This is a genomic window from Methylopila henanensis (assembly GCF_042681025.1).
Lineage (GTDB): Bacteria > Pseudomonadota > Alphaproteobacteria > Rhizobiales > Methylopilaceae > Methylopila > Methylopila henanensis.
The window spans coordinates 567,293-579,452 of the sequence record NZ_JBHUER010000010.1; the positions used below are offsets into that span (position 1 = coordinate 567,293).

A 12,160-nucleotide genomic window follows, 5' to 3' on the forward strand; every position below is an offset into this window, starting at 1 on the left:
CTACTCCCCCGCCCGGAGCGCCGCGAGCGCGGCGGGCGTGTCGACGTCCATGAGCACGCCGGCCTGTCCGACGTCGACCTCCCGCACCGCCTCGACGTGCTGGCCGAGCAGGTGCCGGCCGCCGACGTCGCCCTCGACCGTCGCGAGCTCGCCGAAGAAGCGCCGGCCCCACAGCACGGGGTTGCCGCGCTTGCCGCCGAAGGTCGGCAGCACGACATGGGCGCCCGCCGCCGGATCGAACGCCGCGACGAGCCGCGCGACCAGCCCCGCGTCGACGCGCGGCATGTCGCCGAGCAGGACGAGCGCGCCGTCGACGCCCGCGGGCAGCGCCGCGAGGCCGGCCTTCAGCGAGCTCGACAGCCCTTCGCCGAACTTCGGATTGGCGGCGAAGCGCACGGGAAGCCCGGCCAGCGCGGCCTCGACCCGATCGGCCTGATGGCCGACGACGACCACCACCTCGGACAGCGCCTTCGAGGCGAGCGCGGCCTCGACGGCGTGCCGCACCAGCGGCCGACCCTCGACGATCTCGAGCAGCTTGTTCGGCCCTTCCATGCGGCTCGAACGCCCGGCCGCGAGCACGACGCCCGCGACGCGGCCGCCGCCCTCCTCCGCCTCCGCGCGCAGTTGCGGACGCGAGACGATCTCCATCAGCAGCCCGCCGACGCCCATGCCGGCGATGTCGGAGCCCGAAACCGGCGTGCGGGCGAGCAGCCGGCCCAGCACCCAGTCGAAGCCGTTCTCCTTCGGCGATCGCGCGCAGCCCGGCGCGCCGACGACCGGCACGTTCCCGATGCGGCCGAGCAGCAGCAGGTTGCCGGGATCGACCGGCATGCCGAGCCGCTCGACCGAGCCCCCCACCGCCTCGATCGCCATCGGCACCACGTCGCGGCGGTCGGTGATGGCGGAGGCGCCGAACACCACGATCAGCTCGGGGTCCGCCGGCGTGAGCGAGACGATCGCGCGGGCGAGGGCGTCGGCGTCGTGGGGCACGCGCAGCTCGCCCACCACCTTCGCGCCGGCCGGCGCCAGGCGGCGCTCGAAGGTCGCGATGGTCTTGTCGACCACCTTGGTCGCGAGCCCCGGCAGCAGGGTCGAGACCGCGGCCACCCGCGTCACCCGATAGGGCGCGATCCGCACCAGCGGGCCGGACGCGCGCGCCGCAGCCTCGGCGGCCGCGACCGTCGCCTCGGGCAGCGCGAACGGGATGATCTTCACCGTCGCCGCCATGGCGTCGCGGGCCACCGCGGCGTGCTCCGGCAGCGTGGCGAAGGTGACGTCCTCGGTGATCGCGTTCAGGGCGTCGACGCCGGCGCGGTCCACGAGCAGCAACCCGGCCTCGTCGGCGAACAGGTTGGCGCGGCCGGTGAAGGGGTGGTCGACGCGGACGCCCGCCCCTGCGAGCGCGGTCGCGATCCGGTGCGCGGCCTCGTTCTCGGGCACGTCGTCAGGCGCGAGCTCCGCAACCACCATCTCGGAGACGCCGGCCCGCGTCAGCGCCGCGGCGTCGGCGAGCGTCACCACCGCGCCTTTGCGGATCGCCACGCCTTCGGCGCGCACGGCGTGGGCCGCGACCGCCCCGACCGCCTGCGCCACCGGGACCGAACCGAATCTCATGCCGTGGCCTCCTCCGGCCGCCGGAGCGCGGCGGTGATTTCGGCGAGCGTCGCGACCGCGATCTCCGCCGGGCTTGCCGCGCCGATGGCCAAACCGATGGGCGCGCGGACGCGGTCGATCTCCGCCGGCGGAACGCCCGCCCCCTCCAGCCTCTGGCGGCGCGCGGCGTGCGTCTTCCGCGAGCCGAGCGCCCCGACATAGAAGCATTTCGCGCCGAGGGCCGCGACCAGCGCCGGGTCGTCGATCTTGGGATCGTGGGTGACGGCGGCGACCGCCGTGAAGGGGTCGAGCCGCAGGTCGGCGCGGTCCGGCCATTCCGCGCGCAGGTCGACGCCGGGGAAGCGTTCGGCGCTCGCGAAGGCCGCGCGCGGATCGACCACGGTTACGTCGTAGCCCGTCATCGCGGCCATCGGCGCCAGCGCCTGGCTGATGTGGACGGCCCCGACGATCACGAGCCGGGGCGACGGGCGGTGGACCGCGATGAAGGCGTCGCCCGCGACGCCGCTGCGGCCGGAGCGGATCGCCTCGCGGATGTCGGCCTCGGCCGGATCGCCCGTGGGGTCGGCCACGAGCCGCTGCTCGCCGTCGGCGAGCCGCGTGACGACGACCGCAAGCCGCCGCTCCGCCCGCGCGGCGTTGAGCGCCGCAAGCAGTGCGAGTTTCATGCGCGGAGCCGCCCGGTCACGCGACCTTCTCCACGAACACCTTGATCCGGCCGCCGCAGGACAGGCCGACGCGCCACGCGGTCTCGTCCGCGACGCCGAACTCCAGCAGGCGCGGCTCGCCGCTCGCGATGACCTCGGCGGCCTCGCCCACGACCGCGCCCTCGACGCAGCCGCCGGACACCGAGCCCTCGAACGCGCCGTCGGCGTCGATCACGAGATGGCTGCCGGCCGGCCGCGGCGCGGATCCCCAGGTCTCGACCACGGTCGCGAGCGCGACCTGGCGGCCTTCGCGGGCCCACGCCTCGGCGATGGCGAGCGGGTCGGCCGCGGAACGGTCGGGGGTGGCGGACATGGGGCGCGTCCTCGTTCCCGGCCCGGAGGAATTCCGGGCGTCGCGCCCGAACATAATCCTTCGCCGGCGTTTTGCGACGGCGTCAGCGCTTCGCCGGCGGCGTCAGCGACAGCTCGTTTAGCACGGCGCGCATGCGGCCGAGCGCGTCCTCGCCCGTGACCTCCGCGCCCTTCTCGACCGCCGCATAGATCGTGCTGCGGCCGCCGCGGTCGACCCAGCCGACCGCCCAGGCGACCCTGCCGCCGCCGGCCGGGCCGCACTCGCCGCTCTTCCACGCGATCAACCCCTCGGGGATGCGCTCGAACGGGATGATCTCGACCGCCCGCGCCTGCGATTCCGCGCTCGTCGGCAGTTCGCCGCGCTTCAGCCGAGCGAGGAAGTCGACCTGCTCGACCGGGCTGATCCTGAGGCCGTCCGGCGACTCGCCCAGCCACATGCGCTCCACCGGCTGTCCGGAAGCGTCGGCGTTGCCGTAGCGAAGGGCGGCCAGCGCCTTGCCATAGGCCTCCGGCCCGATCCGGCGCGCGAGCTCCCCGTAGACCCAGGGTTCGGGCTTACGGAACGCGTCGCGGAGACTGACGCCGCGCTCCTCCGGCTTCTGCTCGGCGTCCCCGCCCTGGGGCTCCCGCCGGATCGGCGCGTCGGCGTCGGACACGATTCCGCGATCGATCGCGACCACGTTGGCCGCGACCTCGAAGGCGGCGCAGGGCGGCAGCCGCTCGCCGCACGCCTCCGGATCGCTCACCGCCGGCTGCGCTCCGGCCGCTACGTCGCGCAACACGCCGCAGGCCGCGACGCCGTGGAACGCCCGTCCGAACGCGGCCGCGAAATCCTCGGTCGGCCCCTGGGCCCGCGTGGACGCCGGCGCGCACAGCGCCACGGCGACGGCGACCCGCGCGGCGGCCGCAAGACGCGGCCTCCGGCGCTCCGAACGCACTTCCGGGGCGAAGCCCCGCTCACATCCGTCCCTGTCCGCCAATGCGCCCTCGACGACGTCCCTCGCTCCTCCCCCCGACACATAGCACGCTCCGCGCCGTGTGGGCCTGCGCGACGCCTGTCGTCCGCATTCCCGGCGAAGCCGCGTTGTCGGCGGGCCGCGCGCTTGCTAAGACTCGAAAGAGGCCGATTTCGCACATTGCGAAGGCAGGCTCATTTTCCGGGCGGCAGGCGGGAGCGCGAGGCTTCGTCCGGCCCCCGAACTGAGGAAAGGGCGCGCGCGCGGCGCATGGAATATTTCCTCCAGCAGCTCATCAACGGCGTCACGCTCGGCTCGATCTACGGGCTCATCGCCATCGGCTACACGATGGTCTACGGCATCGTCGGCATGATCAACTTCGCCCATGGCGACGTGTTCATGGTCGGGGCGTTCATGGCGCTGATCGTCTATCTCGCCCTTGTCGCGATCGGGGTCACCTTCGTCCCGCTCGCGCTGCTCGTGGTGCTGATCGTCGCCATGGCGCTGACGGCGCTCTACGGCTGGACGGTGGAGCGGATCGCCTACCGCCCCTTGCGCGGCTCGTTCCGCCTCGCCCCGCTGATCTCCGCGATCGGCATGTCGATCTTCCTGCAGAACTACGTCCAGCTCGCGCAGGGCGCGCGGGTGAAGCCGCTGCCTCCGGTGGTGCCCGGCGGGCACCAGTTCGGCGCGGCGGAAGGCTTCGTCGTCAACATCTCGAACGTGCAGATCCTGATCGTCGTCACCACCGTGGCGCTGATGGCGATCTTCACGGTGATCGTCGCCAAGACCTCGCTCGGCCGCGCCCAGCGCGCCTGCGAGCAGGACCGCAAGATGGCGTCGCTGCTCGGCGTCGACGTCGACCGCACGATCTCGCTGACCTTCGTGATGGGGGCCGCGCTCGCCTCGGTCGCGGGGCTGATGTACCTGCTCTATTACGGCGTGGTGGACTTCTACATCGGCTTCGTCGCGGGGGTGAAAGCCTTCACCGCCGCCGTGCTCGGCGGCATCGGCTCGCTGCCCGGCGCCATGCTCGGCGGCCTGCTGATCGGTTTGATCGAGACCTTCTGGTCGGCCTATTTCTCGGTCGAATACAAGGACGTCGCGGCGTTCTCGATCCTCGCCATCGTGCTGATCTTCCTGCCCTCCGGCCTGCTCGGACGGCCCGAGGTCGAGAAGGTCTGATGCCGCAGGCCCCCGCCGCGGACGCGCAGGCGTCGACGGAAGCGCCCTTCGCCGCCGCGGTCCGAGACGCCGCCGTCGCCGCCCTGATCGCGCTCGGCCTGTCAGCGCCGATGATGGGCCTCGTGCCGGTGCAGAGCCCGCAGGGCCTGGTGCTGGAGCAGCGCTGGGCGCCGGTCGCGATCGCGGTGGCGGTGGTGTTCGCCGGCCGGCTGCTGCTCAACCTCACGCTCTGGCGGCCCGGCCGCGTCAAGCGCGCCGGCTACGTGCCGCCCAAGCTCGAGGCCAAGCTCGCGGGGCTCGCGCGCTTCCTCGGACCGCTCGCCATCGCCGGCGCGGTCGCGATGCCGATGCTGCCCTTCACCGAGCGCTACGCGATCGACCTCGGCATCCTCGTGCTGACCTACGTCATGCTGGGCTGGGGCCTGAACATCGTGGTCGGCCTCGCCGGCCTGCTCGACCTCGGCTACGTCGCGTTCTACGCGGTCGGGGCCTATTCCTACGCCCTGCTCGCGCAGTATTTCGGCCTGTCGTTCTGGATCTGCCTGCCCCTCGCCGGCATCCTCGCGGCGTTCTGGGGCGTAATCCTGGGCTTCCCCGTGCTCCGGCTCAGGGGCGACTATCTCGCGATCGTCACTCTCGCCTTCGGCGAGATCATCCGCATCGTTCTGCTGAACTGGTACTGGGTGACGGGCGGCCCGAACGGCATTTCCGGCATCCCCCGGCCGAGCTTCTTCGGCATCGACTTCGACCGCGGGCCGGACGGCTTCGCGGCGACCTTCGGGCTCGACTACTCGCCGCTGCACCGCATCCTGTTCCTCTACTACCTGATCCTCGCGCTGGCGCTGCTCACCAACTTCGTCACGATCCGCCTGCGCCGGCTGCCCATCGGCCGCGCCTGGGAGGCGCTGAGAGAAGACGAGATCGCCTGCCGCTCGCTCGGCATCAACACCGTCACCACCAAGCTGACGGCGTTCGCGATCGGCGCCTCGTTCGCGGGCTTCGCGGGCTCGTTCTTCGCGACCCGGCAGGGCTTCATCAGCCCGGAGAGCTTCGTGTTCATGGAAAGCGCGATGATCCTCGCGATCGTCGTGCTCGGCGGCATGGGCTCCCAGTTCGGCGTCGCGATCGCGGCCGTGGTGATGATCGGCGGCTTCGAGCTGTTCCGCGAGTTCAGCGACTACCGCATGATCACCTTCGGGCTGGTCATGGTGCTGGTGATGATCTGGCGGCCGCGCGGCCTCGTCTCGTCCCGCTCGCCGTCCGTGTTCCTGAAGGAGAAGAAGGCGATCTCCGGCGCCCTCGTGCAGGAGGGCCACGGATGACCGAGGAGCTGCCGGCCCTTCCCGACGACGTGCTGCTGCGCGTGGAGCATCTGACCATGCGCTTCGGCGGCCTCACCGCCGTCAACGACGTCTCCTTCGACGTCCGCCGGGGCGAGATCACCGCCCTGATCGGCCCGAACGGCGCCGGCAAGACCACGGTGTTCAACTGCATCACCGGCTTCTACAAGCCGACCGCCGGCCGGCTCGCGCTGAAGAGCCATGAGGGCGTGCTGCTGCTCGAACGGCTGCGCGACCACCAGATCTCGCGCAAGGCCAACGTCGCGCGCACCTTCCAGAACATCCGCCTGTTCGGCGGCATGACCGCGCTTGAGAACCTGCTCGTCGCCCAGCACGCGCCGCTGATGAAGGCGTCGGGCCTCACCGTGCTCGGCGTGCTCGGGATCGGCGGGTTCAACAGGGCCGAGCGCGAGGCGATCGGCAAGGCGAAAGGCTGGCTGGAGCGCATCGGCCTGATCGACCGCGCCGACGACCCCGCCGCCGACCTGCCCTACGGCGACCAGCGCCGGCTGGAGATCGCGCGCGCCATGTGCACCGACCCGGTGCTGCTGTGCCTCGACGAGCCCGCCGCCGGCCTCAACCCGCGCGAGTCGCTGGAGCTCAACGCGCTGCTGCGCTCGATCCGCGACGACGACGGCGCGGCGGTGCTGCTGATCGAGCACGACATGAGCGTGGTGATGGAGATCTCCGACCACGTCGTCGTGCTGGACTACGGCAAGAAGATCTCCGACGGCTCCCCGAAGGCGGTGCGCGACGATCCGAAGGTGATCGCCGCCTATCTCGGCGTAGAAGACGAGGAGGTCGCCGAGGTCGAGCGCGAGGTCGAGGGCGCGGAGGCCGCGCGATGACCGAGCCGATGCTGACGATCCGCGGCGTCACCGCCTATTACGGCGCGATCGCGGCCCTGAAGGGCGTGGACATCGACGTCGCCAAGGGCGAGATCGTGACGCTGATCGGCGCGAACGGCGCCGGCAAGTCGACCCTGATGATGACGATCTTCGGCAGCCCGCAGGCGCGCGACGGCTCCATCGTCTACGACGGCCGCGACATCACCCGCATGCCGACGCACGAGATCGCGCGGCTCAGGATCGCCCAGTCCCCGGAAGGGCGCCGCATCTTCCCGCGCATGACCGTGCTGGAGAACCTCCAGATGGGCGCGGCGGTGACGCAGTTCGCCCATTTCGACGAAGACCTCCGGCGGATGTTCGATCTGTTCCCGCGGCTGAAGGAGCGCGTCTCCCAGCGCGGCGGCACGCTGTCCGGCGGCGAGCAGCAGATGCTCGCGATCGCCCGCGCGCTGATGAGCCGGCCGCAGTTCCTGCTGCTCGACGAGCCGTCGCTCGGCCTCGCGCCTCTGATCGCCAAGCAGATCTTCGCGGCGATCGGCGAGCTCAACCGCACTGAGGGGCTGACCGTGTTCCTGGTCGAGCAGAACGCCTACCACGCGCTGAAGCTCGCCCATCGCGGCTACGTCATGGTCAACGGCTCGATCACCCTGTCGGGCGCGGGCCGGGAGCTGCTGGAGCGCGAAGAGGTCCGCGCCGCCTATCTCGAGGGAGGGCGGCACTGATGGGCCTGATCTGGGAAATCTCGCTGGCCGAGTTCCTGTTCGTCACCGTGATCCTCGGCGGCGGGGCGGCGTGGCTCGCGGGGCGCGCGCTCGCAAGCTCCTGGGAGCCGGCGTGGAAGGCCGCGGTCTGGATGGTCCCGCTCGCCTGCGCCGTGCGCTTCATCCATTTCGCGCTTTTCAGCGGCAGCCTGCTGACCCTGCATTTCCTGCTCGTGGACCTCGCGATCCTCGTCGGCCTCGCGCTCCTCGGCCACCGCGCCACGATGGCGCGAAAGATGGTCCGGCAATACCCCTGGATCTACGAGCCGAGCGGGCCGCTGTCGTGGCGCCCGCGGCGATGACCTCCGCCCGCCGGGACCCGCGTGACAGACGCGGCGCGGCGGGCCACATTTGACGAAAGGCGAACGGAAGAGTCGCCTTCGCGGAACAGCTTCGGGCATGCGACAGCAAGGGATCCCATCGATGAAGAAACATCTCGCGGCCGGCCTCGGGCTCGGCCTTGCGCTCGTCCTCGCGGCGCCCGCCTACGCCGACATCGTCATCGGCGTCGCGGGCCCGATGACCGGCGAGAACGCCGTGTTCGGCGGCCAGCTCAAGAACGGCGCCGAGCAGGCGGTGGCCGACATCAACGCGGCCGGCGGAATCAACGGCGAGAAACTGGTGCTGAAGGTCGGCGACGACGCCTGCGATCCGAAGCAGGCGGTCAACGTCGCAAACCAGCTCGTCAGCCAGGGCGTCAAGTTCGTGGTCGGGCACTACTGCTCGGGCTCGTCGATCCCGGCCTCCGCGGTCTACGCCGAGGAAGAGGTGATCCAGGTCTCGCCGGCCTCCACCAACCCGACCTACACCGACAAGCGCCCCGGCCCGACGATCTACCGCGTCTGCGGCCGCGACGACCAGCAGGGCGGCATCGCCGGCAAGTACATCCTCGAGAAGTACGCCGGCAAGAAGGTCGCGATCGTCCACGACAAGTCGTCCTACGGCAAGGGCCTCGCCGACGAGACGCTGAAGACGTTCCAGGCCGGCGGCGGCAAGGAGACCCTCTACGAGGCGATCACGGCGGGCGAGAAGGACTATTCGGCGCTCGTCTCCAAGCTGAAGCAGGCGAACGTCGACGTCGTCTACTTCGGCGGATACTACCAGCAGGCCGGCCTGATCGTGCGCCAGATGCGCGACCAGGGCCTGAACGCGGTGCTGATGGGCGGCGACGCGCTGCAGTCGAACGAGTTCCTCGGCATCACCGGCAAGGGCGGCGAAGGCACGCTCTTCACCTTCCCGCCGGACCAGACCAAGCTCGCCAGCGCGGCCGAGGTGGTGAAGAAGTTCAAGGAGAAGAAGATCTCGCCGGAGGGCTTCACGCTCTACGCCTACGCGGCCGTGCAGATCTTCGCCAAGGCCGCGGCCGACGCCAAGTCGACCGAGGCTGACGCCGTCACCGCCGAAATGAACAAGCAGGCGTTCGAGACCGTCGCCGGCGAGATCAAGTTCGACGACAAGGGCGACCCGACCGTCGCCGGCTTCACGTTCTACGAGTTCAAGGACGGCGGCTACAGCCAGCTCGGGCTGTAAGCTCCGACGGACTCCGACACCCTCAAGGCAAGGCCCGCCTCGCGAGGCGGGCCTTTTTCATTGCCCGATTACAGACTGGAAGGAACCGGCTTCATGGCCGACGACGAGGACATCGTCCGCGACTGCAACGGCGCCGAGCTGAACGACGGCGACAGCGTGACCGTGATCAAGGACCTGAAGGTCAAGGGCGCCTCGGAGACGATCAAGCGCGGCACGCTCGTCCGGAACATCCGCCTCACGGCGAAGCCGACCGAGATCGAATGCAGCACGAAGCAGGTGAAGGGCCTCGTGCTGCGCACCGAATTTTTGAAGAAGGCCTGAAACGCGGCCGCCCTGGATAGGTCGCGCCGTAAGGCGCCTCACCCCAGCGTCGCGAGCCCCGGAAAGGTCTCGAGCAGCCAGAACGAGGCGGTGGCGGTGAAGCCGGTCAGGAAGGCGATCCCGGTCAGCACCAGCAGCCCGCCCATCACCTTCTCGACCGTGCCGAGATGGGCGCGGAAGCGCTTCAGGAAGCCGACGAAGGGCTTCATCGCCAGCGCCGCGATGAGGAACGGCACGCCGAGGCCCGCCGCATAGACCGCGAGCAGCCCGGCGCCGCGGGCGACCGTCGCCTCCGAGGCCGCGACCGCGAGCACCGCCGCGAGCACCGGGCCGATGCAGGGCGTCCAGCCGAAGGCGAAGGCGAGCCCCATGACATAGGCGCCCCACGGCCCGACCGGCTTCTCGACCTGCAGGCGCGTGTCCCGCATCAGGAAGGGGATGCGGAACAGGCCGAGGAAGTGCAGCCCCATGACGATGATCGCGACGCCCGCGATGGTGGCGAGCAGCGGCGCGTTGCGCAGCAGGAGCTGGCCCATGACCGAGGCGGTGGCGCCGAGCGCCACGAACACGGTGGCGAAGCCCGCCACGAACAGCGCGGCGGCGCCGAGCGTGCGCGCCGTCACCGCCCGCGGCGCGTCCTCCGCCGTCAGCTTGTCGAGCGTGGTGCCGGCGAGGAAGCAGAGATAGGGCGGCACCAGCGGCAGCACGCAGGGGCTGAGGAAGCTGATCGCGCCGGCCGCGAACACGGCGGGAAGGGTCACGTCCGAGATCATGCCATGCTCCGGAGGCCGCGACGGGCGGCCGTGAGGCGGACTGCCGTAGCGCGGCGGGCGGCGAAACGGAAGCCGGCGCGCCGACGCGCCGTCGAACGTGATGCTCGCGGCGCCGCGCCGCCTTGCGACGCAGCGAGGCCCTCTCCTACCATTGCGCTTCGCCCCTGCAGGATCCGGAGGCCGACATACGAGCCCTGCGCGCGCTGCGGCGACTTCTCGCCGGCCTCGTCGTCGCCATGGCGCTCGGCCTGCCGGCGCAGGCGCTCACCGTCTACGACCGCGGCAACGCCGCCGAACCGGAGACGCTCGACCCGCATCTCGTCTCCACCGTGCAGGAGGCGAATCTGATGCGCGACCTGTTCGAGGGCCTCACCGCCCACGACGCCCACGCGAACGTCGCGCCCGGCGCGGCGGAGCGCTGGGAGGCCTCCGACGACGGGCGCACATGGACCTTCACGCTGCGGCCGGACGCGCGCTGGTCGAACGGCGACCCGGTGACGGCGGAAGACTTCGTCTATTCGCTCCGCCGCATCCTCGATCCAACCTTCGCGGCGAAGTACGCCAACCTGCTCTACCCGATCCTCAACGCCGAGAAGGTCAACAAGGGCGAGGCGCCGAAGGAGGCGCTCGGCGTCGCCGCACGCGACTCGCGCACGCTGGAGATCCGGCTCGAACGGCCGACGCCCTACTTCCTCGAGCTGCTGACCCACCAGACGACCTACCCCGTGCACCGCGCGAGCGTGGAGCGCTTCGGCCGCGACTGGGTGAAGCCCGGCCGCATGGTGACGAACGGCGCCTATCGGCTCGCCGAGAACCTGCCGAACGACCACATCCGGCTGGAGAAGAACCCGTTCTTCCACGCCGCCTCCGAAGTCGCGATCGACGTGGTCAACTACGTGCCGTTGGAGGACCGCGGCGCGGCGCTCCGGCGATTCCAGACGGCTGAGATCCAGTCCTACGACGACGTCCCGGCGGAGCAGATCGCCTTCATCCGCCGCACCCTCGGGGACCAGCTGCGGATCGCGCCTTATGTCGGCGTCTACTATTACGCCGTGAACGTGCGGAAGGCGCCCTTCGCCGATCCGCGCGTCCGCCGCGCGCTCTCCATGGCGCTCGACCGGGAGTTTATCGCCGAGAAGGTCTGGGCCGGAACGATGTTGCCGGCTTACGGCTGGGTTCCGCCGGGTTTCGACGGCTACGCCCCGGTCGAGGCCTCGTGGCGGTCGATGTCCCAACTCGAGCGCGAGGACGCCGCGCTCGCGCTGCTGAAAGAGGCCGGCTTCGACCCCGCAGGAAAGCGGCTCGAGGTCGAGATCCGCTACAATTCGGGCGAGAACCATCAGAACACCGCAACCGCGATCGCGGACATGTGGAAGGCGATCGGGGTCGATGCGCGGCTGATCAACGCCGACGGCAAGACCCACTACGCCCATCTCCAGAACCGCGGCGACTTCGACGTGGCCCGCGCCGCCTGGATCGCCGACTACCGCGACCCGCAGAACTTCCTGTTCCTCGGCCTCAGCGACAATGTCGGCTTCAACTATCCCGGCTGGAACAGCCCGCCTTACGACGCACTGGTGAAGGCCTCCGACGCCATGGCCGACCCCGCCGAGCGCCTCGCGACGCTCCGGAAGGCGGAAGCGATCCTGGTCGACGAGCAGCCGATGATCCCGATCCTGTTCTACGCCTCCAAGGCGCTGGTCTCGGACCGTCTGAAGGGATGGGAGGACAATGTCATGGACATCCATCCCACGCGCTATCTGAGGCTGGAGCCGTGAGGATTCCGCCTACTCCGGGACGTCGTTTCCGTCCGCGG

At 70.7% G+C, this 12,160-nt stretch carries 13 protein-coding genes; 8 read left to right on the forward strand and 5 right to left on the reverse strand.

The window, feature by feature from the left end:
• The 4 genes from ACFSCV_RS15830 to ACFSCV_RS15845 all read right to left on the reverse strand — a co-directional run bounded on the left by ACFSCV_RS15830 (position 1) and on the right by ACFSCV_RS15845 (position 3,610).
• The gene (locus ACFSCV_RS15830) at positions 1-1,614 is read right to left on the reverse strand and encodes an NTP transferase domain-containing protein (RefSeq protein ID WP_378800533.1); all 1,614 of its coding nucleotides are present in this window, start codon (positions 1,612-1,614) and stop codon (positions 1-3) included.
• Complete coding sequence (locus ACFSCV_RS15835; RefSeq protein ID WP_378800534.1) at positions 1,611-2,279, reverse strand: XdhC family protein; 669 nt, start codon at positions 2,277-2,279, stop codon at positions 1,611-1,613. Before ACFSCV_RS15835 ends, ACFSCV_RS15830 begins: the two co-directional genes overlap by 4 nt.
• A gap of 16 nt (positions 2,280-2,295) precedes the next feature.
• Positions 2,296-2,631, reverse strand: a complete 336-nt coding sequence (locus ACFSCV_RS15840) for an XdhC family protein (RefSeq protein WP_378800535.1) — start codon at positions 2,629-2,631, stop codon at positions 2,296-2,298.
• 82 nt (positions 2,632-2,713) lie between these two features.
• The gene (locus tag ACFSCV_RS15845; protein WP_378800536.1) at positions 2,714-3,610 is read right to left on the reverse strand and encodes a penicillin-binding transpeptidase domain-containing protein; all 897 of its coding nucleotides are present in this window, start codon (positions 3,608-3,610) and stop codon (positions 2,714-2,716) included.
• Positions 3,611-3,856: 246 nt separating this feature from the next.
• Here ACFSCV_RS15845 and ACFSCV_RS15850 point away from each other — a divergent pair, with 246 nt between their 5' ends.
• The 7 genes from ACFSCV_RS15850 (at position 3,857) to ACFSCV_RS15880 (ending at position 9,571) form a co-directional block, all read left to right on the forward strand.
• Positions 3,857-4,771, forward strand: coding sequence for an ABC transporter permease subunit (locus ACFSCV_RS15850; protein WP_378800537.1), 915 nt, complete (start codon positions 3,857-3,859; stop codon positions 4,769-4,771).
• Positions 4,771-6,093: a high-affinity branched-chain amino acid ABC transporter permease LivM gene (livM, locus tag ACFSCV_RS15855; RefSeq protein WP_378800538.1), complete on the forward strand. Its 1,323-nt coding sequence runs from the start codon at positions 4,771-4,773 to the stop codon at positions 6,091-6,093. Before ACFSCV_RS15850 ends, livM begins: the two co-directional genes overlap by 1 nt.
• Positions 6,090-6,959: an ABC transporter ATP-binding protein gene (locus tag ACFSCV_RS15860; protein WP_378800539.1), complete on the forward strand. Its 870-nt coding sequence runs from the start codon at positions 6,090-6,092 to the stop codon at positions 6,957-6,959. Before livM ends, ACFSCV_RS15860 begins: the two co-directional genes overlap by 4 nt.
• Positions 6,956-7,681 (forward strand): ABC transporter ATP-binding protein, encoded by a 726-nt coding sequence (locus tag ACFSCV_RS15865; protein ID WP_271199320.1) that lies wholly within the window; start codon positions 6,956-6,958, stop codon positions 7,679-7,681. Before ACFSCV_RS15860 ends, ACFSCV_RS15865 begins: the two co-directional genes overlap by 4 nt.
• On the forward strand, positions 7,681-8,022 hold the full coding sequence (locus ACFSCV_RS15870; RefSeq protein ID WP_378800540.1) for a DUF6867 family protein: 342 nt from the start codon (positions 7,681-7,683) through the stop codon (positions 8,020-8,022). Before ACFSCV_RS15865 ends, ACFSCV_RS15870 begins: the two co-directional genes overlap by 1 nt.
• Positions 8,023-8,143: 121 nt before the next feature.
• Positions 8,144-9,250 carry a branched-chain amino acid ABC transporter substrate-binding protein gene (locus ACFSCV_RS15875; RefSeq protein ID WP_378800541.1) on the forward strand — a complete coding sequence of 369 codons (1,107 nt, stop codon included), beginning with the start codon at positions 8,144-8,146 and terminating at the stop codon, positions 9,248-9,250.
• Between the two features lie 93 nt (positions 9,251-9,343).
• Positions 9,344-9,571, forward strand: coding sequence for an alkylphosphonate utilization protein (locus tag ACFSCV_RS15880; RefSeq protein WP_378800542.1), 228 nt, complete (start codon positions 9,344-9,346; stop codon positions 9,569-9,571).
• A 38-nt stretch (positions 9,572-9,609) separates the two neighbouring features.
• Here ACFSCV_RS15880 and ACFSCV_RS15885 read toward each other — a convergent pair whose 3' ends face one another.
• The gene (locus ACFSCV_RS15885) at positions 9,610-10,344 is read right to left on the reverse strand and encodes a cytochrome c biogenesis CcdA family protein (protein ID WP_378800543.1); all 735 of its coding nucleotides are present in this window, start codon (positions 10,342-10,344) and stop codon (positions 9,610-9,612) included.
• 236 nt (positions 10,345-10,580) lie between these two features.
• Between ACFSCV_RS15885 and ACFSCV_RS15890 the strand changes: the two genes are divergently transcribed.
• On the forward strand, positions 10,581-12,122 hold the full coding sequence (locus tag ACFSCV_RS15890) for a peptide ABC transporter substrate-binding protein (protein ID WP_378800756.1): 1,542 nt from the start codon (positions 10,581-10,583) through the stop codon (positions 12,120-12,122).
• The last annotated feature ends 38 nt before the right edge of the window (positions 12,123-12,160 follow it).